General features: G+C 53.1%; 24 protein-coding genes and 1 pseudogene. 2 read left to right on the top strand and 23 right to left on the bottom strand.

Features of this window, described 5'->3' with window-relative positions; all coding sequences use genetic code 11:
- From FBQ85_05800 to FBQ85_05775, 6 genes are all read right to left on the bottom strand, one after another.
- A partial coding sequence (locus FBQ85_05800) for a sigma-54 factor interaction domain-containing protein (GenBank protein ID MDL1874674.1) occupies nucleotides 1-364 on the bottom strand: 364 nt, incomplete at its 3' end.
- Between the two features lie 432 nt (nucleotides 365-796).
- Entirely contained in the window at nucleotides 797-2,317 is a 1,521-nt protein-coding gene (locus FBQ85_05795; protein MDL1874673.1) for a cytochrome C, read from the bottom strand.
- A 60-nt stretch (nucleotides 2,318-2,377) separates the two neighbouring features.
- Entirely contained in the window at nucleotides 2,378-3,097 is a 720-nt protein-coding gene (locus FBQ85_05790) for a hypothetical protein (GenBank protein ID MDL1874672.1), read from the bottom strand.
- A gap of 414 nt (nucleotides 3,098-3,511) precedes the next feature.
- On the bottom strand, nucleotides 3,512-4,708 hold the full coding sequence (locus FBQ85_05785; protein MDL1874671.1) for a hypothetical protein: 1,197 nt from the start codon (nucleotides 4,706-4,708) through the stop codon (nucleotides 3,512-3,514).
- A 171-nt stretch (nucleotides 4,709-4,879) separates the two neighbouring features.
- The gene (locus FBQ85_05780; GenBank protein ID MDL1874670.1) at nucleotides 4,880-5,431 is read right to left on the bottom strand and encodes a cytochrome C554; all 552 of its coding nucleotides are present in this window, start codon (nucleotides 5,429-5,431) and stop codon (nucleotides 4,880-4,882) included.
- Nucleotides 5,432-5,598: 167 nt separating this feature from the next.
- Nucleotides 5,599-6,615 (bottom strand): dihydroorotate dehydrogenase-like protein, encoded by a 1,017-nt coding sequence (locus FBQ85_05775; protein MDL1874669.1) that lies wholly within the window; start codon nucleotides 6,613-6,615, stop codon nucleotides 5,599-5,601.
- 93 nt (nucleotides 6,616-6,708) lie between these two features.
- On the opposite strand from FBQ85_05775, the gene FBQ85_05770 reads away from it, so the two are divergent.
- Nucleotides 6,709-7,107, top strand: coding sequence for a hypothetical protein (locus FBQ85_05770; GenBank protein ID MDL1874668.1), 399 nt, complete (start codon nucleotides 6,709-6,711; stop codon nucleotides 7,105-7,107).
- A gap of 5 nt (nucleotides 7,108-7,112) precedes the next feature.
- Nucleotides 7,113-7,482: pseudogene (locus tag FBQ85_05765) on the top strand (HNH endonuclease).
- Nucleotides 7,483-7,522: 40 nt separating this feature from the next.
- On the opposite strand, the gene nifJ reads toward FBQ85_05765, so the two are convergent.
- The 17 genes from nifJ to FBQ85_05680 form a co-directional block, all read right to left on the bottom strand.
- Nucleotides 7,523-11,098 (bottom strand): pyruvate:ferredoxin (flavodoxin) oxidoreductase, encoded by a 3,576-nt coding sequence (gene nifJ / locus FBQ85_05760; protein MDL1874667.1) that lies wholly within the window; start codon nucleotides 11,096-11,098, stop codon nucleotides 7,523-7,525.
- Nucleotides 11,099-11,404: 306 nt separating this feature from the next.
- Nucleotides 11,405-11,776 carry a hypothetical protein gene (locus tag FBQ85_05755; protein ID MDL1874666.1) on the bottom strand — a complete coding sequence of 124 codons (372 nt, stop codon included), beginning with the start codon at nucleotides 11,774-11,776 and terminating at the stop codon, nucleotides 11,405-11,407.
- Nucleotides 11,773-11,997, bottom strand: a complete 225-nt coding sequence (locus FBQ85_05750; protein ID MDL1874665.1) for a hypothetical protein — start codon at nucleotides 11,995-11,997, stop codon at nucleotides 11,773-11,775. Before FBQ85_05750 ends, FBQ85_05755 begins: the two co-directional genes overlap by 4 nt.
- 143 nt (nucleotides 11,998-12,140) lie before the next feature.
- Nucleotides 12,141-13,781: a transporter gene (locus FBQ85_05745; protein ID MDL1874664.1), complete on the bottom strand. Its 1,641-nt coding sequence runs from the start codon at nucleotides 13,779-13,781 to the stop codon at nucleotides 12,141-12,143.
- 226 nt (nucleotides 13,782-14,007) lie between these two features.
- Nucleotides 14,008-14,454: an SRPBCC domain-containing protein gene (locus FBQ85_05740; protein MDL1874663.1), complete on the bottom strand. Its 447-nt coding sequence runs from the start codon at nucleotides 14,452-14,454 to the stop codon at nucleotides 14,008-14,010.
- A 483-nt stretch (nucleotides 14,455-14,937) separates the two neighbouring features.
- A complete protein-coding gene (locus tag FBQ85_05735) occupies nucleotides 14,938-15,603 on the bottom strand; it encodes a hypothetical protein (GenBank protein ID MDL1874662.1) in 666 nt (221 codons plus the stop codon).
- A gap of 665 nt (nucleotides 15,604-16,268) precedes the next feature.
- Nucleotides 16,269-17,672 (bottom strand): hypothetical protein, encoded by a 1,404-nt coding sequence (locus FBQ85_05730; GenBank protein MDL1874661.1) that lies wholly within the window; start codon nucleotides 17,670-17,672, stop codon nucleotides 16,269-16,271.
- Between the two features lie 152 nt (nucleotides 17,673-17,824).
- A complete protein-coding gene (gene cydB, locus FBQ85_05725) occupies nucleotides 17,825-18,871 on the bottom strand; it encodes a cytochrome d ubiquinol oxidase subunit II (GenBank protein MDL1874660.1) in 1,047 nt (348 codons plus the stop codon).
- 122 nt (nucleotides 18,872-18,993) lie between these two features.
- Nucleotides 18,994-20,337: a cytochrome ubiquinol oxidase subunit I gene (locus FBQ85_05720; protein MDL1874659.1), complete on the bottom strand. Its 1,344-nt coding sequence runs from the start codon at nucleotides 20,335-20,337 to the stop codon at nucleotides 18,994-18,996.
- A gap of 267 nt (nucleotides 20,338-20,604) precedes the next feature.
- Nucleotides 20,605-21,081 carry an OsmC family protein gene (locus FBQ85_05715; GenBank protein MDL1874658.1) on the bottom strand — a complete coding sequence of 159 codons (477 nt, stop codon included), beginning with the start codon at nucleotides 21,079-21,081 and terminating at the stop codon, nucleotides 20,605-20,607.
- A 30-nt stretch (nucleotides 21,082-21,111) separates the two neighbouring features.
- Complete coding sequence (locus FBQ85_05710; protein ID MDL1874657.1) at nucleotides 21,112-21,879, bottom strand: energy transducer TonB; 768 nt, start codon at nucleotides 21,877-21,879, stop codon at nucleotides 21,112-21,114.
- Between the two features lie 33 nt (nucleotides 21,880-21,912).
- Entirely contained in the window at nucleotides 21,913-22,422 is a 510-nt protein-coding gene (locus FBQ85_05705) for a biopolymer transporter ExbD (GenBank protein ID MDL1874656.1), read from the bottom strand.
- A 136-nt stretch (nucleotides 22,423-22,558) separates the two neighbouring features.
- A complete protein-coding gene (locus tag FBQ85_05700) occupies nucleotides 22,559-23,017 on the bottom strand; it encodes a biopolymer transporter ExbD (protein MDL1874655.1) in 459 nt (152 codons plus the stop codon).
- Nucleotides 23,018-23,034: 17 nt separating this feature from the next.
- On the bottom strand, nucleotides 23,035-23,790 hold the full coding sequence (locus tag FBQ85_05695; protein ID MDL1874654.1) for a MotA/TolQ/ExbB proton channel family protein: 756 nt from the start codon (nucleotides 23,788-23,790) through the stop codon (nucleotides 23,035-23,037).
- Between the two features lie 24 nt (nucleotides 23,791-23,814).
- Nucleotides 23,815-24,159, bottom strand: a complete 345-nt coding sequence (locus FBQ85_05690; protein MDL1874653.1) for an STAS domain-containing protein — start codon at nucleotides 24,157-24,159, stop codon at nucleotides 23,815-23,817.
- Nucleotides 24,160-24,247: 88 nt separating this feature from the next.
- On the bottom strand, nucleotides 24,248-25,882 hold the full coding sequence (locus FBQ85_05685; protein MDL1874652.1) for a tetratricopeptide repeat protein: 1,635 nt from the start codon (nucleotides 25,880-25,882) through the stop codon (nucleotides 24,248-24,250).
- A 26-nt stretch (nucleotides 25,883-25,908) separates the two neighbouring features.
- Complete coding sequence (locus tag FBQ85_05680; protein MDL1874651.1) at nucleotides 25,909-26,385, bottom strand: CBS domain-containing protein; 477 nt, start codon at nucleotides 26,383-26,385, stop codon at nucleotides 25,909-25,911.
- Between the last annotated feature and the right edge of the window lie 419 nt (nucleotides 26,386-26,804).

Raw genomic sequence — 26,804 nt, 5'->3', positions numbered from 1 at the left:
ACAGCTTTGCTTGCAATGAAACCGGTAGTTCACAAACTTCATCGAGAAAAAACGTGCCGCCGTTGGCGAACTCCAACAAGCCCGGCTTGCGCTGGGTGGCGCCGGTGAACGCGCCTTTTTCATAGCCGAACAACTCGGCCTCGAACAGGGTTTCCGGAAAGGCGCTACAATTCACCGGCACAAAGGCCTGCTGCCGGCGCGCACTGCGGCCGTGAATGCTGCGCGCAATCAGCTCTTTGCCGGTGCCGCTTTCACCGGTGATCAAAACATTAATATCGGTCGAGGCGACATTCTCGATCAGCTCAAAAACCCGCTGCATGGCCGCGCTTTCGCCGATAATCGTGTCAAAGCGAGTTTTGCCCATGGAACTTGAAACTCAGGTTGACTGACATTACACCCAATGATTTTTGTGTCGCTGGCGCAAAGGAAGTGCCATTGACGAGGAAAATCAATCGGGGTTTTGCCATCATATTATCAAATAGTTACGTTGCGCTTAGGCGGCCGGAATTTGCGCAGCATTCTCAGAAGCGGAAATCATACCCCGTGTTATTCTCAGATTCGATAAATCAAAGACGGTATCTGCTTACAGCAAAATCCGCTTACAGAAGAACCCTCTTCTGGTGGAAGTTCAATTCTCTGTAGTCAGAAAACTCTCTGCATTTCATTCTACCTTTGAGCGCTTTATGGACTCGTGCACTGTCACCCTGGAAAATGTATCTATCCTGCTTTGTCATCAAGGGACCTTGTGAAGTTACGGGCAAGACGAGATTCTCATACAAATCAGCGCAACAGTGCATTATATCCCCGCAGCCACGCCATGGCATTCGTGGCAACTGGTTTCCTTCCAGGCCTCGCCGATATCGATGGGATGAATGAATTCCAAGCCGCGCAGATTGGACTCTTGCACCGTGGCATTATCGCCCTGCTCGATGATCAAGTGGCAGGCGTTGCAATCGCGCGTAATGGTTTTGCCTTCCGCGCTTTGGTGCAATCCGTCATGGCAGCGATAGCAGCCCGGGCTGAGATAATGGCCGATGTGATCGGGATACGCGCGCCAGCTCGATTTCATGTAGGGAAAATTGTTCTTGGCATAAACCTCTTGCACACGCTTGACGGCATTGTCGATGGCCGCGCGCTTTTCAGCGGCGATTTCAGGATAATTGCCGTCATAAAAAGCGCGAATGGTGGAATCGATCGCCGCCAGGGCTGCTTCCTTGGTGGGATACTCAGGCGTGAGCGCTTCGACGGCGGTGGCCTTGATCGAGGGCAATGTCATGTCGATCAAACCGTTGTTCATGATGGTATTCAAAGCAATGTTGGGCGCTTGAAAAATGTGCGAAGGCCGGTTGTGGCAATCAATGCAATCCATCACGCGAATTTTTTTCGGGTCAAGGGCTGCTTCATCGAACGAGGGATCAGAGCTGTACACCGTCACTTCGCCGTTGGCGTTGGTGGAGCGCACCCACGGAATAGCTTCGCGCGATTCGTCTGAGGCGTAATACTCGATTTTGTTGCTGATGTTCATGTGCCAATGAATGCCCGAGGTATGCCCTTCTTCCGGGCTGCCGCCGCCGATTTTGATCAAGAGGTTGTAGGCCCAGCGCGTATTTTGTTCGTCTTTCATGAAATGCACGCGCTCGTCCTGCTTGTTGCCGAAAAACGCCTGCGGCCAGTGGCATTGCTCGCAGGTTTCGCGCGCCGGACGCAGGTTTTCGATGGGCGTGGCAATCGGTTGCGAATACTTCTTGAACAGCACGGAATAAACCTGATAAGCGCCGGAGAGTTTGGATTGCACATACCAGCCCGCGCCCGGGCCGACGTGACAACCCGTGCAAGTCACACGCGCGTGCGGCGAGTTTTGATAAGCGGTGTATTCCGGTTCCATGACGGCATGGCAGGTGGTGCCGCAGAACTCCGTTGATTCGCTGAACTCATAGGCTTGATAACTGCCCACGCCGGTGAAGAGCAGAAACAGGGTGGTGACCACGCCGACGATCATGGCCATGCGGCGATGGCGAGGCAGATTGAGGTCAAAATGAGGCAATGCCGGCGCTTGATCCGAATGCGCGCGCCGGCGATGTTCACGCCACATGCCAATTGGGATGAGCAGCAATCCCAAAACAAGAAATGCCGGCAGCACGATATAGGTGAGAATGCCGAGATACGGCGAGCTGGTTTCGGCAAAAAAATCGAGCAAAAAGAAAAACAGAATACAGCCAAAAGCCACGGCAGCGAGGCCGACGCCGGCCATGCTGATCGTGTTGTAAAATGAGCTGGGAAGTTTGCCGCTGTTCTCGCGGGAGTTTGCCATATTCATTTTCCTTTCGAACCATCACTCGCAATGCTTTCGGACGGCGCCGCTCATCTCCTGGGTTATTTAAGTCCTGCTTTCTTCGGATAACTCTTCGGCTTCGGCTTGCGCACGCAGCCGCGCCAACTCACGCCCGTGCTCCCGTTCCATCTCGTGTTCCGACATCATGCCGTCAACCATGCTTTGGTTGAGCGGATACACTTCCGGATTGAAAATCACCCAATAGAAATGCCAGACAAAGATCGCCAGGGTTGCCAGCCAGGCTTCATAAAGATGAATCACGGTGAACACTTCCATCATCCACAAAGGGAAGATGCGGAGCGCAAAGGTTTCAAACCAGAGCAGAAATCCGGTCACCGCCATCACAATCGTACCCCACACCAGCGCCCAATACTCGAGTTTTTCCATGTATGAGAAGTGATCGAACTCCGGCGGTTCGTGGCGCTTGCCGCGCAGAAACTGCATGTTCTGCCAGAAATCTCGAAAATCCTGGCGCGTTGGCGACAAGGCTTTGAGTTGGCTGCGCCCGCGCGCGCTAAAAAACAGATATCCGGCATGAAAAAAACTCAATCCGGTAAACACCAACGCTGCCGCGCGATGCAACCAGCCGCGAAAGCCGAAATACTCTTCAAACACCAAAAAAGGCCGCAGCCACGGAGCATCCGGATACTTCAGCGCAAAGCCGGTGATCGCCAGAATGCTGAACGAAATGGCAAGAATCCAATGTTGCCAACGCTCGACGCGCGTCCAGCGTAAATAATACTCTTTGTTGTTAGTGTTGCTCATAGACTCGTTACTGAATACTGGTTGCTGATTGCAGGCTGGATTAGTGGCAATACTGTTCACTTAACATTTCGTTCGTAGTCCCGGCCCCTGCGGGCCGCGATGCTAACGCAAATAATTTCAATCTTCCTGCCGTGCCCCACAAGGGGCAGGGCTACCACGGATCGACGATTAAATAACTTTCCCAATCTCCAACCGCGACTAGATGCGAATCATCGCGAATTAAAAAGCATTAGCGATCATTCGCGTTAATTAGCGGTTTAAAGAAAATGAGTAAGTTATTTAAATGGCAATCCTAAGTGAACGGTATTGGGATTAGTGCATCATTGGATTAATGGGTTCCAATAATCCGGGCCTCCAAAAATCCAATTTCCTCCGCACGACAACCCGAACCGGGATAATCCGATGTTTCGAGTTTTACTCTCGGCGCAAGAGGTGTTTGCTTTTGCGAATAAAATCCATGCCGTTGTGCAGCAGCATGCCGCCGATGAGAAGAACAATCAAGGCAATATAAACGGAGCGGACAACCGTGACCGCCCGGCCTTCGCTTTCTTCTTCGGTTAAGTGCACACGCCCCTTCGCAAAATTTTCTCCGGCGTTGGGATGGCATGTGCCGCAAGTTTGCACCAAATTGGCGGGATGAATCATCGAGCGTTCGTCGCTCGACGGCAAAATATTATGTATGCCGTGACAACTGCCGCAGTTCGCAGCCGACAACTGGCCGGAGCGCAGCGCCAAGCCGTGATAGCTGTCGGCAAAGGTCGCGAGGCGCTGGCCGCGCATGCCGTATTTTTCAACCAGGCGCGTCGAAGCATGGCAACGGCCGCAGGTTTCAACCGCGAGATTTTGCGGCGAGGTTGGCGCCGAAGCCACTTGTGAAGATTCGATGGCATGCTCGCTGTGGCAATCGGTGCATACCGGCGCATCACGCGAACCACGCTCAACGGCCACGCCATGCACGCTTTGCACAAATTCCTCGGTGACTTTGCTGTGGCATTGGCCGCAGGTTTGCGGAATATTGAGATGAAAAACCGGAGAGACGGGATTGTTGGCTGCGAAGATTTTATGGCTGCCATGACAACTGCTGCAGGTGGCGGCGCTATCCACCCCGGCCAAGGCCAAACGGCCGTGTACGCTGCGGCTGTATGCCGTCAGCGGATCCTTGATCGGGATATGATGTTTTTTCACCAATTCCGGATTGGCGTGGCAGCGGCCGCAGGTAAAAGCAAGCTGCCGGGCATTGACGAACGACAGAGAGTCTGTTCGCGCTCGAATGTCATGGCTGCCGTGGCAATCGCCGCAGGTGGGATGATCGGCAGAAAAAGCGCCGCCATGCACGCTTTCTCCCACCTCTGCCAAAGCGTCGGTGTGGCAATCACTGCAAACCGCCGGGGCCAGCTTTTCTGCATGCGGAATTTCCGTGGCATCGGCATGGCAGGTTAAGCAATCGAAACCGGCATGCACGGAGTTTTCCATCTTCGTAACATCGACAAACAGCGAACGTTCCGCGCCCGTGCTGTCGGCTACAACCAAGCCTGTATCGCCATGGCAGGAAAGACAGTCGCTTGACTCTTGCGCCAGGACCGGCGCAAGCCCGCCAAGGATACAAAACAAAAGGATTCGACCTCTTGAAAAAAAATTCCCAATGACAAATGCGGCGGCCGCGTTGCTCCGCAGGCCGCCGCAATTCGCTGGAAATTGAGATGACTCGTTCTGAGAGAAAACGACTGGCAAGAATCCAGCTCTCCGATGCTCCATCAAGCCACCGCTCCAGTTGTTTTGGGGTTATTGTTTGGGCGTCGGATGCGCGATTTTCTTGCTATACTCAGCATAGTTGAAGCCCTTGTATGTCGGGCTTTCAGAATTGTGGCAGGTCACACAAAATTTCTCATCACTGCCTTTTTTGAAGCCAACCGCCTCGCCCTTGGTCTTTCCGCTATCAAGATCCTTCATCACTTGCATGGACTTGTAATCCGAACCCGGGCCGTGGCAGGCTTCGCAGCCCACGCCCTCACCGGCTTTAAAAGTCGCCGCCAATTGCGCCGCGGGAACACCCGTTGCTGTTTCATGGCATTTCAAGCAGTTCGCATCTTTTTGCGGATCGGCGATGCCTTTTTTCTTGGCAATTTCCAAAGCCGCCGGCGTTGCCAGCGTTGCAAACGCTTTCGCATGTGCGCTCTTTTGCCAAATGGTGAAAGCCGCGCCGCTTTTCGGCGTGAGATGGCACGCTTTGCAAGCATTCGCGCCGACATATTTGAATTTGCTTTGCGCCAAAAGCGCGGCGGGTAACAACGTTAAAACAAAAGCCGCCAAAATCATGCGTTTCATCATGCTCATCCTCTTTAAATTAAGTTCATGAAGCCACGTGTGACAAAACGTTTACGTTCAATACAAATTCGTCACCGCTAAAAAAACAAGATATTCGTAAAAAGCAAGCCTTCTAAAAAAATACAGACTTTCCCGTGTCTATGCCTATCCCTGCTCCGCGGGCCCTTGCCTTCCGCTCACAGCGCCAGGCCTTGGTGCGCTTCCGGCTTATAGCTTTGCAGGGCTTTCATGTATTGCGCCCGTTCGAAAGCGGAAGGATCGGCGCTGTTCTTTTGGCTCATGCTGCCCTGCATTTGCTGCACGGATTCGTATTCATGCTCTTCCATCCAAGCCTGCAAGTTTTGCTCGACGCGGCGCAAATGCTCGATGCCGTAACGCAGCAGCGCCGCGGCCATCATGGTGACATTGGCGCCGACCATCAACATTTTAACCACGTCCGTGGCATCGTGCACGCCGCTGGTCGCTGCCAAATCCGCTTTCAGACGACCCGAGAGAATACCAATCCACGTCAATGGTAAGCGCAACGCTTGCGGCGTGCTGAGCAAAACATTCGGGCGTATCTCCAGCGTTTCAAGATCGATGTCGGGCTGATAAAACCGGTTGAACAATACCAGCCCGTTGGCGCCGGCTTCGTCAAAGCGTTTGGCCATGTTGGCGAAGTTGCTGAAAAACGGGCTGAGTTTGATCGCTACCGGAATTTTCACCGCCGCCTTGACGGCTTTGAGAACCTCGACATAGCGTTGCTCGATCTCCGCGCCGCTGATCGTCATGTCGCTGGGAATATGATAAACATTCAACTCCAGGGCATCAGCGCCCGCCTCTTCGATCAAACGCGCAAAATCGATCCAGCCGCCGACGGTCGAGCCGTTGAGGCTGGCGATGATGGGAATATCCACCGCTTGTTTGGCGCGCCGGATGTGATTGAGATAGCCTTCCGGTCCGAGATGGAATTCCTGCGGCTGCGGGAAATAAGTCAGCGCCTCGGGAAAACTCTCGGTGCCGTAAGTGAGGTGATGATTCAGTTCATAGGTTTCGAGCCGCAATTGTTCTTCAAACAGCGAATACAGCACCACGGCAGCCGCGCCGGCATCCTCCATGCGTTTGATATTGCCGATTTCTTCGGAAAGCGGCGAGGCCGAAGGCACCAACGGCGTGCGCAGCTTCATGCCGAGATAAGAAGTTGACAACTCCATTCTTAATCTCCTTAATAACTATCCAAAAAACATCTTGCAGAGCAGAAGCTCTATTATTATTATTACCTGTGAATAAACTAAGAGGTCGATATCATGGGTCTTCACTCTGTAACCTTAGAAGTGCCTGAGAACATTTATGCTTCCGCGCAACGAACAGCCAAGGCCGTCAGGCGCTCCCTGGAAGAAGTTTTAGTGACTGCGCTCAAAACCTCCCTGCCTCCGCTCGATGACTTGCCGGTGGAACTATTAACCGAACTAACCGCACTCGAACACCTCGATAACTCCCGATTGCTGGCGCTTGCGCAGAGTACTCTTCCCCACACACAACAGCGCAAATTGAGCCGCCTGCTGCGAAAGAACCAGGCCGGAAAGTTGAATGAGCGAGAGCAGCTTGTTTTAGAGGCTTTGGCCGCTGAATCCGAACGCCTCATGTTGAGAAAAGCGCGCGCCTATGCACTTCTGAAGTGGCGCGGCTCCGCCCTTCCGGTATGAAGCGAATGAAAAAACGCCTCACCAGCAAGACGAGAATCTCCGTTCAACTCAGGAGACGGATAGCCCAGAAGGCCGGCTTTCAGTGCGGTTATTGCCGCTGTTCGACTCTTTTAACCGGCGTGCCTTTGGAGATTGATCACATCATTCCCGAAGCAGCCGGCGGCATCTCGGAAGAGAGTAATCTCTGGCTCGCTTGCGTCATGTGCAATTTGGAAAGAACATTTTGAATGGAGCCGCGATGGCCTTGAAATCGTTGGTAAAACGCTTTGCGGCCGTGCTACCGTCAAGGCATTGCAGTTGAATCGCCCTTATGCTGTTGTTGCCCGGAGCAATTGGATCGCTGCCGATCTTCATCCTCTCAAGGAAAAATTATAGTACTTTCTCTTCGCAACCTCCCACTTGCAGTTTCTATCCATCATCCTTCACTTTTTAATTTGCGGCTTTCCACCCCACGTGCGGCCATATGCTCATAAAGCTTCCAGCGCAAATCCACATCCTCCTGCGCTTCCTTCAGCATGCGTTTGGCGTCCTCCGGTCTGCTTTTGGTGAGCATCTTGAAACGGTTTTCCATGTAGAGATATTTTTCCACCGGCATTTTGGGCGCGGGCGAATCGAGTTGCAGCGCGTTTTCGCCGTGTTTCGCACGCTCGGGATGATAGCGGTAGAGCAGCCATTGCCCGGAATCCACCGCGGCTTTTTGGTTTTGCATGGCCGTGGCCATGTTGATGCCGTGCGCAATGCAATGGCTGTACGCGATAATCAACGACGGGCCTTCGTAAGCTTCCGCTTCGAGAAAAGCCTTGAGTGTATGCTCGTCTTTTGCGCCCATGGCGACGCGCGCGACATACACATTACCGTAAGTCATCGCAATCAAACCGAGATCTTTTTTCGCGGCAGGCTTGCCGCCGGCGGCAAATTTCGCCACTGCGCCGCGCGGCGTGGCTTTGGACATTTGCCCACCGGTGTTGGAATAAACTTCGGTGTCGAGCACGAGGATATTCACATCGCGGCCGCTGGCCAGCACGTGATCAAGGCCGCCAAAGCCGATGTCATACGCCCAGCCGTCGCCGCCCATAATCCACACGCTCTTTTTCACCAGCATGTCGGCGAGGCCCAGCAGCTTTTTAGCCTCTGCCGAGTCCAGGCGCTGTAATTTTTTCTTGAGCAAATCCACGCGCAACCGCTGCTCGTAAATATCCGCTTCGTCTTTTTGCGGCGCCCCGAGAATCGCGTTGACCAAATCCTCGCCGACCATATTCGAAAGATTGTGCAGCAACTGCGCCGCCATATCTCTTTGCTTGTCGATTGCCAGGCGAAATCCCAAACCGAACTCGGCATTATCTTCGAACAGCGAGTTTGACCACGCCGGGCCGCGTCCTTCGGCATTTGCCGTCCACGGCGTCGTCGGCAGATTCGCGCCATAAATCGAGGAACAGCCCGTGGCATTGGCCACCAACGCGCGATCGCCGAACAATTGTGTGACCAGCTTGACGTAAGGCGTTTCACCGCAACCGGCGCACGCGCCGGAGAACTCGAACAGCGGCTCCTGCACTTGCTGCTGGCGGATGCTGTTCACTTTGATCTGGCGGCGATCCATTTCTGGAATGCTCAGGAAGAAATCCCAATTCTCGCGTTCCTGTTCGCGCAACGGCGGTTGCGGCCGCATGTTGATCGCTTTGATACGCGTTTCGGATTTTTTCTTGGCCGGGCAAATATCAACACACAACGCGCAGCCGGTGCAATCTTCCGGCGCCACTTGAATCGTGTATTTCAAACCCTGCCATTCACGGTCGCGCGCCTTCTCGGCTTTGAAGGTCGGCGGCGCGCCCGCGAGATGTTTCTCGTCATAGGCTTTGATGCGAATCACGGCATGCGGACAAACCATGGCGCATTTGCCGCATTGAATGCAAATGTCCGGTTCCCACACTGGAATTTCGAGGGCGAGATTGCGTTTTTCCCATTTTGCCGTGCCGGTCGGAAAGGTGCCATCCACCGGCATGGCGCTCACCGGCAGTTCATCGCCTTTGCCGGCGATAATTTTGCCCAGCACGTCGCGCACAAACGGCGCCGCGTGCGTCGTGGGCGGCGGCGGCACCGCAAGATAACCGTTCAGCCGGTCCGGAATTTTCACCTCGAACAAATGCGCCAGCGTGTGATCAACCGCGGCGAGATTGATACGCACGATTTCCTCGCCTTTTTTGCCGTAGGTTTCTTCAATCGAATGCTTGATGGCGGCAATCGCCTCGTCTTTCGGCAACACCTTCGACAGGGCAAAAAAGCATACTTGCATCACGGTGTTGATGCGGCCGCCCATGCCGCTTTCGCGCGCCACTTTGGTGGCGTCAATCACATAAAATTTCAATTTCTTCTTGAGAATGTGCTCCTGCAAGCCGCGCGGCAAATGCTGCCAGGCTTCGTCGGGACCGTACGCGCTGTTCAACAAAAACGTGCCGCCTTGCACCACGCCTTCGAGCATATCATAGCGTTCGAGAAAAACCGGCTGATGGCAGGCGACGAAATTCGGCCGCGTGACCAAATACGTCGAGTGAATCGGTTGCGGGCCGAAACGCAAATGCGAAACCGTGACCGCGCCCGCTTTTTTGGAATCATAGACAAAATAGCCTTGCGCATAGTTGTCCGTGTTTTCGCCGATGATTTTGATGGAATTTTTATTTGCGCCCACGGTGCCGTCCGAGCCCAGGCCGTAAAACAGCGCGCGAATCACGCTTTCCGGCTCAGTCGAAAAGTCCGCATCATACGGTAGACTGGTGTGCGTCACGTCATCGTTAATGCCGATGGTGAAGTGGTTCTTGAGCGAATTCCCGGAAAGATGATCGAAAATCCCCTTAACCATTGCCGGGGTGAACTCTTTGGAGGAAAGGCCGTAGCGCCCGCCGATCACTTTCGGAAAATGTTTGATCCAGCCGTTGTTCATCCCTTCGTGCAGGGCGTTGATGCAATCGAGATAAAGCGGCTCGCCCACGCTGCCCGGTTCTTTCGTGCGATCGAGCACGGCCAGGGTTTTCACCGTTGCCGGCAGCGTGTCAATAAAACGCTTCAGGTCGAATGGACGATACAACCGCACTTTGAGCAGGCCGACATTTTCGCCGCGTTGATTGAGATAATCGACGGTTTCATGCACGGTTTCACAGCCCGAGCCCATCAGCACAATCACACGCTCGGCCTCAGGCGCGCCATAATATTCGAATAACTGATAGCGCCGGCCCACGAGGCGCGCAAATTCGTCCATGGTTTCCTGCACCATGTCCGGACATGCGAGATAATAAGGATTCACGGTTTCGCGCGCTTGAAAATAGACGTCGGGGTTTTGCGCCGTGCCGCGCAGCACCGGATGATCCGGCGACAAGGCGCGGCTGCGATGCGCCGCCACCAAGCCTTCATCGATCATCGCGCGCATATGCTCATCGGACAGCATTTCGATCTTCGAAACTTCATGCGAAGTCCGAAAGCCGTCGAAAAAGTGTATGAATGGTATCCGCGTTTTGAGTGTGGCGGCCTGCGCGATGAGCGCAAAATCCATCGCCTCTTGCACGGAAGCCGAGGAGAGCAAAGCAAAACCCGTGGCGCGCGTCGCCATCACATCGCTGTGATCGCCAAAAATTGAAAGCGCCTGAGCCGCAAGCGAGCGCGCGGCAACATGAAACACCACCGGGGTCAACTCGCCTGCAATTTTATACATATTGGGAATCATCAATAATAGCCCCTGCGACGAAGTGAACGTCGTCGTCAAGGCGCCGGCTTGCAAAGAACCGTGTACTGCGCCGGCAGCGCCCGCCTCGCTTTGCATTTCGACAACGGAGGGAACGACGCCCCACAAATTCGGGCTGCGTTCCGAGGCCCAGGCATCCGCCCATTCGCCCATCGGCGAAGACGGGGTGATCGGATAAATCGCGATGACTTCATTCACGCGGAACGCCACGTGAGCGACAGCCTCATTGCCGTCAAGGGTTTGAAAATTTTTTGTTTTCATGTTTACGCTTCAAGAGCATTGGAATATTGAGACACCAGGCAATTTTGGGTGTCTGTATTGCATCTTAAATGCCAAAAAGAGATTCGCGGCAAAATCCGGCCTAGAAGCCTGTAATTACATAGATTGAGTCATCTGTGTCCCAGTGGTGTAATCGTAGATAATTCTTTAGTTTGCGAAAAGAGGTGAGAGGTTTTCTCAGAATTGATAGGAGGAGAAAAAAGCAGATACAATGGCTTTGGAGAGAAAAACTTATTTGTTTCGGCGAGTTCAAAAAACTGCGTATACAACGGCATACAAATTCTGGGTTTAAAAAAGTTGCCGCAGAGCCTCTTCGATAATATCGATTAATTTGGGCGCAGTTTCGAGTTGGATGACGCCGGTCGAGGTGTGTTTGTGGTGAAATGGAAAAGAAATGCCAGGATGTTTGGGATAGTTGTCGTAAGGGAAGATTTCAACATCTTTGAGATATTGATAGCGGTATCGGCCCTTTGTCATTTTCCTGTTCACGAAGATAATTTCTTCCGCAAAATCGATGTAAGATCCATCGACCAGGGTTATGCGGCCTGCAATTCTTCCGATCTCTCTACTGTAGCTTTTGTAGATGACATCATTGTCAATAACTCCCCAGTGACGTTCGAGAAGACGAGAGACAATGCCGCAATATTTTTCAAAAGTCATTTACTTTTGTTCAGCGTGATATGCTGATATATTTCAGCCAGGCCCAGCCAATCAATGAAGTCCTTGCTTTCATCCAACTCTCCTTTTTCAACCTTTTGCAAAAATACTGAAGTCGGCATTTTATATCTTTTCTCGAATGCCGATAATTCGCGCTTCAAACCGGTCATTCCCACGTGTTGAATCTTGGGTTTCGCTGTTTTTTTTCTGGTCGCTGTTCTCATGAATGATCTCCACAGCTTGAAAATCAACTTCCCTTTTAATAATGCAGGAAAATAGACAAACGCAGCGTGACAGGCAATTTTAATTTTTAAAAACGGGGATCTTTTTTACCGCACAAGGCATACGATGCGTGCAACACCACAATTCACCGCAACAACGCCAGCAGCATCTGCGCGAAGACAATCTTGGCAATCATTGCCATCGGATAAACCGAGGCATAGCCGATATTGGGAATATCGTTGCGGGTTTGCTCCAGCGCAAAGCCCAACACCGCCGGCTGTGTTTGCAAACCGGAGAGCACGCCGATGAGCAGGCTCATGGGAATTTTGAGCAAGCGATGGCCGAGCCATAACGTTGACAGCGCCACGGCAACGGTAATACCCGCGCCCGCCAGGAAAATGGCCAAACCATTGCCCTGCGTCAGGGTCGAGAAAAAAGCATAGCCCGAGCGCGTGCCAATGCCGGCCAGAAAAAGAATCAAACCGATTTGACGCAAGGTGAGATTGGCGCTGTACGGCATGCTCCACACCAACGGCCCGGTGCGCCGCAGCGTTCCCAAAATCATTGCCACAACCAAAGGGCCGCCGGCGAACCCGAGCTTGACCATCACCCCGCCCGGCAGCGGAATCGTCACGAGTCCCACCAACAAACCCAGCGCCAACCCGAGACTGAAAGTCAGAATATCGATCTCGCTCAATGCGCGGTATGAATCCCCAAAGAACGCGCTCACCGCTTGCATATGATCGCGGCGAGTGAGAACGCGAATGCGGTCGCCCAGCTCCAGCACCGTGTCGCCGTGCGGCAAAAATTCAAGATCGCCGCGGCGCACACGCGTGACAATCGCGCCGTATTGCTGCGGCAAATTGAGATCGCGCAAACGATGCCCCGCGATTTGAGGATTGGAGACAAAAATGCGGCGGTAATCAAGCTGAGTACGATCAAGATCGATGCGTTCGTTGCTCACCTCTCCGAGGTACGCTGTTACCCGCTCCAAGTCTTCGAGCGTGCCGACCGCGCTGACGAGATCGCCAACTTGAAATTGCGTCTCATCATTTGCCAACGATAGCTTGCCGTGCCTCTGCATGCGGCCAAAAATAACCTTCCATTGCTGCTGCGCGCGGAGTTGGTCGAGCGGCAGTCCGGAAACGCGAGGGTTGGTCACGCGAATCGTGCGATTCTGCAGCCAAGCCGTGCCGGCACCCAACTCGCGCAAGCTCTTTGCTTCGCCGGCATAGTCTGTTCGCCACAGGCGCTGCGCCAGATAAATCGCCAAAATCATTCCCACCACGCCCATCGGATAGGCGATGGAGTAACCGATCACCGGCTCTGTGAGCATGCTTGGGTTCTGGCCGCTGCTTTTGACAAAATCCAATATGCCCGCAAGCGCGGGCGTATTCGTCAAACTGCCAGCGTAGAGTCCCGCGGTTAGCGCTGCCGGCAAGTTAAGCAGATGATGCGCCAGGAGAGTCAGCAACATGGCAAAGGCGAGCATGCCGAGCACCAGCAGATTATCACGCACGCCGCTGCGCCGGAAAGAGGCAAAAAATCCCGGCCCGCTGCTCAAGCCGATGGTATAAACGAAAAGCACCAGGCCAAGCAGGTAAATGATTTCAGGAAGCTTGAGATCGGGATGAAGCGCGCCGAAGGCAAGGCCGACAAACAACACCGCAGCAACGCCCAGACTGCTGCCGCGAATTTTGATATGCCCCAGCGGAAAACCAATGGCGGCCACGAGAAAAAGCAGCAGCAGCGGTTGCTCGCGCAGGAGTTGGATGAGTTCGTTCATGATTTTACGGATCGACAGGTGGGCAGAGATTTCAAGACATGAGGCTTGAAAGAGGTTGGGCCGGATTCAAAAATATTGCTATTGATTTATTAAAAGTGAAATCTTTGTTATTAAAACAAAGATTTTGGACGCAGATTTCCACACATCAACACAGATAAAATCAGCGGGAATCCGCTTTGATCTTTGTCCGAACATTTTGGTTGCGGCTCGTTCGCGTTATATAACATCAATACCGAATGCCGTGTTCAACATGGAACTTCAACAGCGTCAATGCCTCGCCCCAGCCGGCGGCGCAATTCAACATGGCGCGCAGCCCGCTGGCATTGTCGTGATAGCCGAACTCGCGGAGCCGGATGATGGTTCCGTCCACTGTTGGTTCGAAGTTTATCTCGACTGTTGTCGCATAAGTCGCGTTGTCTGGTCGCCATTGAAAGACAAAGCGTTCCGGGCGCTTGGCTTCGAGAATGGCGCCGCCGTCTTCGCCTGAGATTTTATCGGGCCCCCATTCCAGCCAGCGAAAGCGAATCTCGCCGCCGGGCCGGGCATCGACCGTCGCGCCGGCAGTGAACCAAGCATCAAGGCCCTGCGCGGTGGCAATGGCATCGTACACGCGCTCCGGACTGGCACGCACGAAGATGGCGTGTTGGATTTCATCGTTGATGAGGGCGGGCATGGGGTTGCTTTTCTGTGAAGATTATTACTCCAACGTTACGTTGAAAACCGATGGCCGGCCCGCTACGGTCGTGAAAGTCCCGTAGGGACAAAGCGAACCTAGCCCCGCGATTGATCGCGGGGAATAAAGGCAAATGTTCTCAGAAGTCCCGCAGGGACGATTGAAAATGTGTAATACAGGGTTGTCATATTCAATCGTCCCTGGCGGGACTATCATTGTTTTCCTTTTCAAACCACGCCATGAATGGCGTGGCTATTTTCAATTGCCCCTTCGGGACGAATAAGTGTGAAGACGTAACGTTGTAGTATTGTTCTACAAGGCAAAAACCGCGACAGCTAACGATTTCTGCTTTGCAAAGCTTTTACGATGCAGCTTGATGCGCTCAAGTTCAAGCAGAGTTTTGGCTTCCAGGTAGCTTGCGCCGCAGTTCTGACACAAAATGAAAATCATTCCGCCCCCCGTCGAACTGCAAGATCAGGTTTTCTATTTTGTTTTGTCCTCATTTGAATGGAGGTATCGCGCACTCGCTTCGTTATAAAGCTGCCTCGCCAAGATACGCCCGTAAATTCCAAACTCATGAATATCTGAAGAACTCAATTGAATTTCTTGACCGATCTGACAACTTGAAATTCTGGCAAGACGATCATCAGTGCGGCTCATGTTATGAAGAATACAATTGCGTACAAGTGAAGCATGAACAATTTTAGTTTTTATTTCATCTGGCCATGTTAAGCGAAATTTATTACTAAAGTATTCAGCTATTTTGTCCACTCCTTGGTAAAAAAGGGTATAAATTTCTTTGTTAATCATAACATCAACAAGATTATCAAAGCTTCTAGCGTCAAATACTTCACTAAATTTTATTTGTTTATCTATTGGAAGAATTCTCGGGTTCGACGTATAAATCTCTCGAGATAAATCCGAGAGAAAAACCTCAAAGTATGAATAGCCCAGCAAAAATGCTGAACGCAGTATCTGTGTTCTATAAATTTCGAATGTGCCTGGAAATGAGCTTTCATTGTTTTGGGGAAGCCAGGAGTACCGTTCCTTGACCACAAGATCAAATACTTCTTCATGGGCAATGCCAATGAAAGGCACTAATGTGTTTAACTGCTCAATAAATCTATTCAACAAGTTATTATTTTCCATGAGAATCCTTCCTCTCATTGTCAGCCTTGTCTAAAAACATAGCTCTTCTTACAAGTGTTAAATCAATTGATTAGCCAACATTTTTGGGTCACCACAGTTTCGGAAGACAAGAACCCCGTAATCGGTTCTCAGTGCAGCGCCCAAATACTGTGTTTGGTTTTCGATCATCAGGGTTTGCTGAAGAGATAAATAAAATCAGGTTGATTTTGCTCGAAGATAGGAAAATCTTTGGAAAAGGCAAATTGGAAGTTTCTGGAGGCAATTCTGAATACTGAAGGTCCCTCCAAAACACTACCGTCCGGGCGGTTGTTAATCTGGTTCTATGTTGCTTGGCACGAGGATACGCCGAAGGCGTTCAACAACAAAGCCGAGGGTCGCGCGCAGCGCGCACCCTCGGGAAAAGTTTATGATCCTCGCGAACCCTGCAAGGGTTCAACGAGGCTCACGCCGGCCTGCGAATAGTCAAAATATGCGCGTACAAATCCTATTGCCGTCTTTTTGAACCCCTGCCGGGGTTCTGGGAGGCGGGTTATTTGTTGCCCAGGGTGCAGGCACCCTGGGCTGCGTTATGAAACGCCTTCGGCGTAAGGGATGCACAATATAATCTGAGGGCGTGCCATTTTATACCAATCAGTATAGAACCTTTAATCCGGAACAGAAGCAAGCTACACCGTCTTCCCCAAATTAACCGTCAAACACACCACCGCAACCAACGCAAAGATGCCCGACAAGCCGAAGGCCGCTTGGGTGATGACGATCATTGCCGGAAACAAGTCGAACACGGCCATTGGCAAGAGCAGGGGAAGAATGCGGGATATTGCGGCAAGATTGCCCAGCCAAAATGTCGCGCCCACCAGTTTTGGACTCCACACGTTTTTTTGGTGCATGAAGCCGGGAATCATGCGCACCGCCATGCCGAAGATCAGCAGCGTGATGAAGCCCAGCAAATAAACGTGACGAATCGCGTCGCTGCTGTGCGTGAGTGAAAAGCCGAAAAGAATGCCGCTGCCGGAGAGAATTTCCAAAATCGCCGCGAGCACAAGCCAGAAATAAGCAGAATAAACCAGCCGTTCGAACGAACCGAACTCGCCATAATCGGGCAGGCCGGGCCGCGTGGGCGTGCGCTCGGGGCCGGGCTGAAAAACGCGGTTGACGGTCCACGGCAAACGCCGGCGCGTGAGCAAATCCAATTTCCAAACAAAAAACAAAATCACCGCGCCTTTCAGCAGCATGCCGAGTCCGGAAAGCAGGCGCGGCCATGACGAGGGCAGGCTCGCGAGCACCGGCAGGTTGGGCAATGTTTGCAGGCTAAAGGCAAGAATATAGGCGTAAGCCAATTTTCGTACCGGCCAGTCAACCGCCGGCAACCGCAAATAAAGCGGAAACATGCGCACGGAAAAGGCAAACGCAACGGGCAGCAACACCAGACCGAGAAACGTTTGCAGCGCAAACTCGTTCCAGGCTTGATGCACGACAACGGTTTGCTGCATCGCCATTTTGATCAACAAAACGAAATTGATCCCGGCATAAATATTCCAACCCACCAGCATCATCAGGAAAAATGGCGCGACTTGGAAAAGCCCCGGCCGCTTGTTTAACCCCTCTACCCGGCGAAATGCACCCAACAGCAAAGAGGTGTACAACATGATCGCAAGCCATTCCAGCAAACCGGAGGCCGCGGTCAGCCACGCCACCGGCGCCGCAGCTTTGCTGTTTATGATGTACGGCAATATGCATTGACCGAGGCTGCGCAAAATCAAGCCGGCGGTAAGAAACCGCAAAATCCATCGAATGCGTTGGGGTTGCGCGAGCGGAACGCCGGCGAGACGCGGGATGAAATGCAGGCTGATGCTGATGATGAACAATCCCACCCACGCCACGAGCTGCACGTGGCCGTGGACTTGAATGAAGCTGTAGAATCCCGGGCCGAGCGGAAAATCAAAACCGATGATGCTGGCCACATGCGCGCCAATGGCAAAACCGATGAACAGCGACGCGGCCAGCGCCACCCAGATAAAGTCGATATGAAATTCAGTGTGATTTGATGGTTGGATTTGTGGTTGCTTCATCGTCATCCGGCAACGGCTTTGGGTTCGTGATGATTCAGATTACCGCCCGGGCGCTTTTGCTTTTTCCAAGCTGGAGGAATGATTACAAAAGCGATTTTATTCACCAGGATCGCGGGCAGCGCCCGGGCGGTATTCCCCAACGGAAGTTTTGTTTAATACCCTTCTCCTTCTGCCGGCAATTTTACTTTCCCGCGAAATGAATAAAAAAGGTAGGTGAAATAGGCAAGGGCGATGATCATGCCGATGCTCCACCATACGATGCCGACGCCGAGGCCGTAAGCTGAGGCGGCGGTGTTATAAACGGTGAGGTTGTAAAGCGTGTTGGTGGAAGCGGACAACAAATTGGGGAACAAGCCGAAGGCTGTACTGGCAGCCATGCCGGCAATGAAAAAGCTCGAGGCAAGAAAGGCGCGGCTGTCTTGCTGTTTGGTTTGAAAGTAAACGCCCGCGATCCAACTGCACAAACCCACGAGTGGAAAAACAAATCCGAGCGGCGCATGCAAATAATTTTGCCAGATTTCGGGATGAATCTGCGAGGTTGCCAGCAGCGCCAAAATCGAGGCAGCCAGCGCGGCCCACCAGGTTCGTTGCGCCAGGAGGCGCGCGCGCCGTTGCAAGTTGTGGCTGGTTTTCATTGCAATGTAATTTGCGCCGTGCGCGGTCACGGTGAACAATGCCACCAATCCCATCAACACGGTAAACCAGTCGAGAATGCCGGCCTCGGGCACGACGGTGAACGTCGTCCACAACGGCGCGAAGAAATAGCCCTCGGCGTTGAGCGGCACGCCGCGCACGACGTTGCCAAGCGCGGCGCCGAAGAAAATCGTCAACAAAATACTGGCGCCGGAAAACACCACGTCCCAGAAGCTTTTCCACATGGGATGGTGAATATGATGGCGGAATTCAATGCCGATGGCGCGCAGCATGAGCAGCCAGAGCACGATCATCAAAGGCAGATAAAAGCCGCTGAAGCTGGAGGCATAGACTTTGGGAAAGGCAAAATACAGCGTGCCGCCGGCGGCGAGCAGCCAGACTTCGTTGCCGTCCCACACCGGCCCGATGGCGTTGAGAATCGTGCGGCGCTCGTCATTCGTCCTGGCGGCGATGAGATGAATGATGCCCGCGCCGAGATCGAAGCCGTCGAGAATGACATACATGGTGAGCATAAAGCCGACGGCGATGAACCAGAAAATTTCCATGTACTGCACTCCACGTTTGATTTTGCGAAGATCGAAGTTCGATAATAGATGATCGAAGATAGGTGATGGTAAACCGCCAGATGGCGGGCCCCTGTCGCCTGCCGTCCACTAGCTTCGATCTTCTATTTTCGATCCTCTATCTTCACTAAGGTGCCCGGGCCGTGCAACACCTCCCGCATCACCAAAAACAAAAACAGCAGCCCGAGCAGCGTGTACATGCCCATGAAGCCGATCAGTGTGAACAGGCCGTTGCCCGCAGATACCGTCGGTGAAACGCCTTCTGCCGTGCGCATCAGGCCGTAGACCAGCCAGGGCTGGCGGCCCAGCTCTGCCGTCATCCAGCCGGTGGTGTTGGCGATGTAGGGAAACGGAAAACTGAGCATCACAATCCACAACAGCCAGCGCGCGGAATAAAGCTTGCGTTTCCACAGCAGGTATGCGGCAAGCGCCATGAGCACAATGAAAATCGTACCCAGGCCGACCATGATGTGATAGCTGTAATAAAGCAGCGGAATGTTGGTGGGCCAGTCCTCGCGCGGGAAAGCCGTCAGGCCTTTGACTTCCGCCATCCAGCGCTGATACGTTAGGAAGCTGAGCAACCGGGGAATGTGAATGGGATTGTCGATGGCCAACTTCTCCATGTCAGGCTGGCCGATGAGGATCAATTCCGCGCCCGCTTTGGTCTCGAACAATCCTTCCATCGCGGCAAAGGTCACCGGTTGATGCTCCGCAACGTTTTTAACTTGTGCATCGCCCGTCGGGAAAGCAACCAGCACAGAGGCAACCAGACCGGAAATCACGCCAAGGCGCAAAAAGATCTTGCCATACTCCTCATCGCGCTTGGCTAGAACATAAAACGCGCCCACGGCGGCCATAACAAAAGCGGCGGTGATCACGGCCCCAATCATATTGTGCACATATTGCCAACCCACCCAGGGATTCGTCAGCAAGGCCCAAAAACTTGCCAAGTGCACCGAGCCGTCGGGCGCTGTCGAAAATGCTACGGGATGCTGCATCCAGGCGTTGGTGGCGATGATGAAAAAGCCGGAAACCCACGAGCCGAGAAAAACCATGAAGGCCGCAAAAAAATGGCCGATTTGCCCGAGTTTTTTTTCTCCGAAGATAAACAAGCCGAGGAAGCTGGATTCGAGGAAAAAGGCGAATACGCCCTCCATCGCCAGCGTCTGGCCGATCACGCCGCCGGCAAACGTGGAAAATTTGGCCCAGTTGGTGCCGAATTGAAATTCCATGGGAATGCCGGTGACCACGCCCATCGCAAAATTGACGGCGAAGATCTTGGCCCAAAAGCGCGCGCTGCGATTATAGCGTTCATCGTGAGTGCGAATGGCGAGACCTTTGAGGATAACAATCAGCAGGCCCAACCCCATGGTCAACTGCGGAAAGAGGTAATGAAACATAATGGTGAAAGCGAACTGCAAACGATGCACGAGCAAAGCATCTTCCATCCCGGGCTCCCGATCTGATTAATCTGTTACAAGTGTACTTGTTGCCAAAAAAGCAAAAACATTTTCCAACTGATAGAAAAACTCAACTGATAAAGCCCCCCGCATCCATTGGGTTTTTCTATCCGCTGGAAATCTTCTTTTGGGTTGCGGCTCGACCACGTTAGGGCAATTTTATGTAAAAAAATGCCTTGGACGCGGATTTTAACAGATTCACGCGAATAAAAATCCTGCCCAAAGCGATGTTGCTCCGTATCCGAAATGAACGTTTTAATGGAGTAGCCCGGTTCCGTCGTCGCGATACAGTTCCTGGCCTTGCGGGTTTACCACGACGACATTGACGGGAATGCCCTGACGCACGCTTGCGGTAACGATGCAAAAATCTTCAAACAGATCCAGGCAACGGACAATGCGTTGCTGCTCTTCGGCAATGTCAACGATGATGCGCACGTCGAGTCTGCCGATGCGCAGCCGGCCTTTTTCATTCCGCACCAGCGTACCCGCAACCTCTGTCGTGACGTTTTTTACTTCGATTTTAGCTCTCTGCAAGCAAAAAAGCAAGCTCGCACTCAAACAATCTCCCACCGCTGCCGCCAACAGGCGCGAAGGATTCGGGCCTTTGTTTTGGCCGAGCGGCGGAGGCTCGTCGAGGATAATCGGCGCGAGATGTTCTTGGTCGAACACGGCCTTGAACTGATAATTTTCCACACGCTCGAGTCGCAACGAAAAAGCGCCGTTTTCTGCCATGATCATTCCTTATTCTAATCGTGTAGGGTTTCAGTTCGGCCGCGCCGCTTGCGCTTCCTGCAACACAAAATTGATGGGGATTGCCATCCACACGGCGACCGGCTGATCTTGTGAAATAGCGGGCTTAAACACCCATTGCTCCACCGCGGCAACAGCGGCATCATAGAAAATTTCCGGTCCTTGCATCGGCACGACTTTTTTGACTTTGCCCTGCTTATCGATCAAGGCTTTCACAAAAACCTTGCCCTGCACGCCGGCTTTGCGCGCCAGCTCCGGATAAACCGGTTGCACACGCTTGATGATTTCCGGCGGCGTTTGAAAAGGAACGAACTCATCGATTTCCGGCTCATCTTCGCCAAAAAGCAGGGCCTCATCGCCGATCACCAGCGAATCACCGCCTCCCGCGCCCTCGCCGGTCGTAATCGGCGCTTGAATTTGCGACATCTCTTCTTGCGTGGCAATGGTGGCTTCGGGAGTGATTTGTGCATCCGGCACCGGCACCGGCACACCGACGGACGGCCGCGCCACCGGCGCCGACACGGCTATCGCGGGCGCGGAAGAGGCCGCAATGGAAGGCGGCGGCCCTAATTCAGCAATGTCTTTGATGATGCGCATGCGCACCAACCGGGGTTCTTCCTCTTGCGATAAGGCACGCCCACCGATCCAACTGCCGAGCCCCAAGACCATAAAGAAGATCGCCACCGCCAGTGCCCAGGTCAGATAGCGGTTGTAAACCTCTTTCAGCTCCGGCGCGCCGTAAGGAAAAAGTTGATAAAGTTTTATAGATTGGACTGTCATATCAGATCTCCTTTCCCACTGCGGGGAAATGCGCTATCCGGCGTTGCCTTGAACTTTCTGCACGGTTTCGATATCCTTGGGCGACATCGGCGCCAGGCTGAAGCGATTGACGTGGGCCAGCTCCAACTCATCCATCACGTCAACCATGTGATGGTACTTGGCTTTGGGATCGACTTTGATCAGCGTGATCAGCTTGCTGTTGGTGCGATTGCGTTCATCCAGGAACTGGCGAAGGTCTTTGAAGGCGATTTGCTCGGGCGCCTCCACACCCATGTTCCAAAAAATGCCGCCATCCTGCATCACACGCAAGGTCAGCAGATTGGATTCGGCAACTTCCACCGGGATATCCGAGGGCGGCAAATTGATTTCCATCGTCTGCGGCCGGCTGAACACGCTCGTCAGCATAAAAAACGTCAGGAGCAGAAAGGCAATATCGACCATGGGCGTCATGTCGATATGAATACCGACGCGGTTCATCTTGCGTGGCCGGCTTTCATCATCCGGGCCCTTTTTGGGGGCCTTTTCTCCAAAATTAGCAGCCATGTGTTATTCTCCAGCAGGTATCTCTTCGCACGCAATCTGCCAGCTTGTTCTCACTCGCCGCAGCGCAACCGCGCCGCGGTGAAGAACGCCTTCAGAAGGACGTGACGAAGCGAGTGTACAAGCGAACTCTTTGGCTTCAATCACCGCGCTCGAGGTTGGTCACGAGATTGAAGCGCGTCAAATTCACTCTTTGTAAAATATCCATCACTTGCATGACGATGCCGTATTCCGTATCACGGTCACTCTTGAGCACCGCGCGCAAGCGGGGATTGGCGACGCGCGCTTCGACCAGCTTTTGCGCGAGCGCCTCCATCGCCACCGGAACATCGGTTTTGAGCAGGAACTCCTCGCCGAAGAGATTCTTCCGCAGAAATTGTGAATCGACGCCCAGGTACAAATCGCCTTCTTTCGCGATCGTGATGGTCAACACATCCGATTCCGGCAGCTTGATCGCCGAATGCGAGTCGGGCAGCATAACTTCCACTTCGGCGGGCGGTCGAAATTGCGTGGTCAGCATAAAAAACGTCAGCAACAAGAAGGCAATATCGACCATCGGCGTCATATCCAAACGAATGCCTGTGCGATGCGCAGCCATAATGACACCTCTCAGGTTTAGCGCGACTCTTGCGGCTTGCCCGTCAAAATCTCGACGACGGAGTAGCTCGCTTCATCGATCATGTAAGTGAACCGGTCGACTTTGTTGACAAAATAATTGTAGAAGACGATGCCGATAATCGCACCGACCAAGCCGCCGGCGGTGTTAATCAATGCTTCCGAAATACCGATGGAGAGTTGTACCGCGTCCGGGGCGCCCGCGTGCGCCAACGCGCGAAACGCGCGAATCATTCCGATGGTCGTGCCGAGCAGGCCCACCATCGTTGCGATGGAGGCGATCGTCGCCAGCGCCAACAGATTCTTCTCCAGCAGTGGAATTTCGAGTTTGGTGGCGATATCGATGGCGCGTTGCGTTTCTTTCGCCACTTTGTCCATGTCGCTTTCAGGCTTTTGATTGACGCGTTGGTAGCGTTCCAGGCCGGCGCGAATAATGTTTGCCATCGAGCCGCGCTGTTCGTTGCAGGCATTGAGGGCGGTATCAACATCGCCGTCCATCAAGCTGCGCTGAACTTTGTGCAGAAAATTGACCACGGTGCCGCGGCCTTGTGCCTTGTTGAGCGACAGCCCACGCTCGACAATAAACGTGATGTCCAGCATGATCAGCAGCATGAGCAGAATCACCAGCGGCCCGCCTTTGTAGATAAATTCGAGGCCATAGCGATCATTGGGCGCGCCAAAAATGCCGTAGTAAATGTAGGTCGCCACCGCCAGCTCAATCGCGATAACGATTAACAGAAAAATGTTCCGCTTCATAACTCGCCTCCGAGAATGTTTGAATTACGCTTTCGCCATGCTGGCGAGCGCTTCTTCTTGGTTAGGATACACTTCAAAAACTTGTGATAACTTGGTGATCACCAACACATTGTCCACACTGTCGCGCAACCCGCACAGACAGAGCCTGCCGCCGCGGCGCTCGTAATCGCTGTGCGCCGCAACCAGAATGCCGATGCCCGTGCTGTTGAGATAAGGCACTCTGTTCAAATTGATGACGGCCAGCATGTTGCCTTCGTCACGCAGGCGATGTAAGGTGTCGCGCAACGCAAAAGTTTCGTCGTTTCCGATCAACGAGGTTTTTGGTTCGATGATCACCACCTTGCCGCCGGCTAATCGTTCCACTTTCATAGAAAGCTCCCTGCAGTTTTACGAATCGCTGGACTGCTGGCACTCCGGTGGGAATGGCCTCAAAACAATCCAGCAATCCACCAATCTCTCACTCCAGCAGCGTCAAACCTTTTTGCGCATCGGCATTTTGGGGATTGAGCTGCAACACTTTACGATAAGCAGTTTTTGCCTCTTCATATTGCCGGTTGAGCGCCAGCCCTTGCGCCAGCCACAGCCAGCCATATTCGCTCTTCGGTTCCAATTCCACATGTTTGCGCAGCATCTGCGTGGCTTTGGTGTAATTTTTCTTCAGCAAGTTATAAAAACCGACTTGTTTCAACGCTTCGGAGTTCTTCGGATCCAATCCGAGCAACGCCTCATATTCCGCTTCCGCTTGGGCTTGCGAGTCCACTTGCGCATAGGTTCGCGCCAGCGAAAGCCTGGACTCCAGATGGTCCGGCCGCAGCCGAACGCTTTCCTTCAGCGGCGGGATGGCTGCCAGCCAGTTCTCCAATCCGATATAGGCAATGCCTTGATTGAAATAAGCGCCCGCGGCCGTGGGGTCTGCCTCGATTTTTTTCGCGAAGCATGGAATCGCCTCGGCGTAACGTTTCTCGATCACCAGCAGGGTGCCAAGATCGAACGACACGTCGGCCATGCTCGAATCCAACGCTAACGCGCGCTGGAACGGCGTTATCGCTTCGGCATAGCGTTTGGCGCGCGTCAAGCTCCGGCCCCACTTGATATAATCCTCCATTTGCAGCTCACCATTGATGGCAATTTCCGCGAGCTGCTCATACGCTGCGGCCGTGCTGTCATACGCGCGCGTGTCATAATAGAGATTGGCCAGCAGCCGCTGCGCTTCCACCGACGAGGCATTCAACTCGACGGCCCGCTCGGCGCGCGGCAGAGCAGCAGCCGGCTGGCGTGTGGCATAAAGCGATTTTGCCAGCAGGAAATGCCCGGGATAAGAATCCGGCTGGCGCGCAACATACGTTTCAAGGGCGGTGGTGGCTTCGGTATATTTACGTCCGGCAAAATAGAGATTCCCCAAATCAAAATATGCTTCGGAATAATTCGGATCGAGGCGCACGACTTCCTGAAATTCGGTCAACGCCTCGTTAAAATTTTTGTCTTTGATCAATAACTTGCCCAGGGCATAATGAACCTCGACCCAGTCCGGACGCAGCTTGAGCGCCTCCCGGTAATGCTCGATCGCGAGCGCGGGAACGTTGTGCCGGGTGTAAGCCTCGCCCAGGGCGCGGAAGATTTCGGCATCCTGCGGGGCCGCCTCACGCGCTTTCAACAGGGCGATCAACGCTTGATTCAAAGAGTCTTCGGCCATGTGAACCAAGCCCAGCCCGTGCCAAAAACGGGCCTTATTTTCTTTCAATTTTAACCCACTTTGAAACGCCGCTTTGGCTTCCGCATACTTTTTTAGCTCCAAACTCGCCGTGCCGTAAGCGTGCAGATAATCTCCTCGCTTCGCTTCCAAATCGCGTGCACGCTGCAATTCGGCAAACGCTTCTTCGCGCTGGCCCTCTTGCCACAGCGACAGTCCCAGATAATAATGCGCCTCATGCGAGTTCGGATTGCGCTGCACCTCGTCGCGCAAGAGCTTGATGGCTTCCACAAATTTTTTGTTTTGGAATGCACTCCGCCCCGCTTCGAGTTGCTGCGCGCTTACAGCCGCGGCGCTCAACACCAGGCTGATCAACAAAATCTTTTGAATTCGCATTTGCATGACTCCCTCAACCGCGTCAAATGTGACTACATGTCCCGAATGACTTTAAGCAAATCCATCGTCGTGATGATGCCGACGACTTTGTCCTTGTGCGTAACCATTAACCGGTGCACCCGCCCGCCAATCATCGTGTCCGCCACTTCTTGAATCGAAGTGTTCTCATCGACTTTGAACACGAACGGCGTCATGATTTCGCGCACCGTGACCAAAGGTTTTTCTTCGATATGAAACGAGGAAATCTCCTCCGGCGAAAGGCGATCTTCCCAGCCGTGCATGTAATAATCATGCGGCTCATTCGCGTGCGCGCGCATTTCCGCGAGACTGTCGTGCTGCACAATATCCGTCAAGGAAACAACGCCGATCAATTTGCCGTGCTCGTCTGCCACCGGCGCGCCGGTAATTGCCTTGTCGATGAGAAATTGCGCCAACTCTTCAATCGTCCAATCTTCCGGAACCGAGATGACGTGAGGATTCATGACATCCTTTGCTGTGAGCTTTTTCATGACGGTCTCCTCAAGGGCATGCACGTAGTGATTAATTCACCTGACTACCGTTGGAATTAGCAGCAATAATGCCAAGATTTACTCCTGCGAGGTATGACATTTATGTTTTTGAATGTTCATCAATTAGATCAACTGGCGCGGCAGCATAAAATTGAGGGAAATTCTTCCTTCTCGGAAAAAGGTGGGGGGGTTTCTCAAACTTAGGAAAATGAATTCACTCCCAAAATATGACACACCGCGATCAAATTTCGGGGAGAATTGCGGCCAAAATCGAGGAGGGCTTAAACTGGCTGAGCTTGTCGTTGGCTGAGCTTGTCGTTGGCTGAGCTTGTCGTTGGCTGAGCTTGTCGTTGGCTGAGCTTGTCGTTGGCTGAGCTTGTCGCTGGCTGAGCTTGTCGTTGGTTGAGCTTGTCGCTGGT

This window comes from Cytophagia bacterium CHB2 (genome assembly GCA_030263535.1).
Classification (GTDB): Bacteria; Zhuqueibacterota; Zhuqueibacteria; order Zhuqueibacterales; family Zhuqueibacteraceae; genus Coneutiohabitans.
This window is presented reverse-complemented; position numbering and strand designations above follow the sequence as displayed.

Bases quoted from the DNA above. Each gene is read 5' to 3' on its own strand.
- FBQ85_05775 (MDL1874669.1), bottom strand. From the start codon at position 6,615: ATGGAGTTGTCAACTTCTTATCTCGGCATGAAGCTGCGCACGCCGTTG.
- FBQ85_05780 (MDL1874670.1), bottom strand. From the start codon at position 5,431: ATGAGCATGATGAAACGCATGATTTTGGCGGCTTTTGTTTTAACGTTG.
- FBQ85_05735 (MDL1874662.1), bottom strand. From the start codon at position 15,603: ATGGAAAATAATAACTTGTTGAATAGATTTATTGAGCAGTTAAACACA.
- FBQ85_05755 (MDL1874666.1), bottom strand. From the start codon at position 11,776: ATGACTTTTGAAAAATATTGCGGCATTGTCTCTCGTCTTCTCGAACGT.
- FBQ85_05745 (MDL1874664.1), bottom strand. From the start codon at position 13,781: ATGAACGAACTCATCCAACTCCTGCGCGAGCAACCGCTGCTGCTGCTT.
- FBQ85_05690 (MDL1874653.1), bottom strand. From the start codon at position 24,159: ATGAAAGTGGAACGATTAGCCGGCGGCAAGGTGGTGATCATCGAACCA.
- FBQ85_05730 (MDL1874661.1), bottom strand. From the start codon at position 17,672: ATGAAGCAACCACAAATCCAACCATCAAATCACACTGAATTTCATATC.
- FBQ85_05770 (MDL1874668.1), top strand. From the start codon at position 6,709: ATGGGTCTTCACTCTGTAACCTTAGAAGTGCCTGAGAACATTTATGCT.
- FBQ85_05685 (MDL1874652.1), bottom strand. From the start codon at position 25,882: ATGCAAATGCGAATTCAAAAGATTTTGTTGATCAGCCTGGTGTTGAGC.
- nifJ (MDL1874667.1), bottom strand. From the start codon at position 11,098: ATGAAAACAAAAAATTTTCAAACCCTTGACGGCAATGAGGCTGTCGCT.
- FBQ85_05790 (MDL1874672.1), bottom strand. From the start codon at position 3,097: ATGAGCAACACTAACAACAAAGAGTATTATTTACGCTGGACGCGCGTC.
- FBQ85_05710 (MDL1874657.1), bottom strand. From the start codon at position 21,879: ATGACAGTCCAATCTATAAAACTTTATCAACTTTTTCCTTACGGCGCG.
- FBQ85_05700 (MDL1874655.1), bottom strand. From the start codon at position 23,017: ATGGCTGCGCATCGCACAGGCATTCGTTTGGATATGACGCCGATGGTC.
- FBQ85_05705 (MDL1874656.1), bottom strand. From the start codon at position 22,422: ATGGCTGCTAATTTTGGAGAAAAGGCCCCCAAAAAGGGCCCGGATGAT.
- FBQ85_05680 (MDL1874651.1), bottom strand. From the start codon at position 26,385: ATGAAAAAGCTCACAGCAAAGGATGTCATGAATCCTCACGTCATCTCG.
- FBQ85_05750 (MDL1874665.1), bottom strand. From the start codon at position 11,997: ATGAGAACAGCGACCAGAAAAAAAACAGCGAAACCCAAGATTCAACAC.
- FBQ85_05740 (MDL1874663.1), bottom strand. From the start codon at position 14,454: ATGCCCGCCCTCATCAACGATGAAATCCAACACGCCATCTTCGTGCGT.
- FBQ85_05720 (MDL1874659.1), bottom strand. From the start codon at position 20,337: ATGGAAGATGCTTTGCTCGTGCATCGTTTGCAGTTCGCTTTCACCATT.
- cydB (MDL1874660.1), bottom strand. From the start codon at position 18,871: ATGGAAATTTTCTGGTTCATCGCCGTCGGCTTTATGCTCACCATGTAT.
- FBQ85_05695 (MDL1874654.1), bottom strand. From the start codon at position 23,790: ATGAAGCGGAACATTTTTCTGTTAATCGTTATCGCGATTGAGCTGGCG.
- FBQ85_05795 (MDL1874673.1), bottom strand. From the start codon at position 2,317: ATGAATATGGCAAACTCCCGCGAGAACAGCGGCAAACTTCCCAGCTCA.
- FBQ85_05715 (MDL1874658.1), bottom strand. From the start codon at position 21,081: ATGGCAGAAAACGGCGCTTTTTCGTTGCGACTCGAGCGTGTGGAAAAT.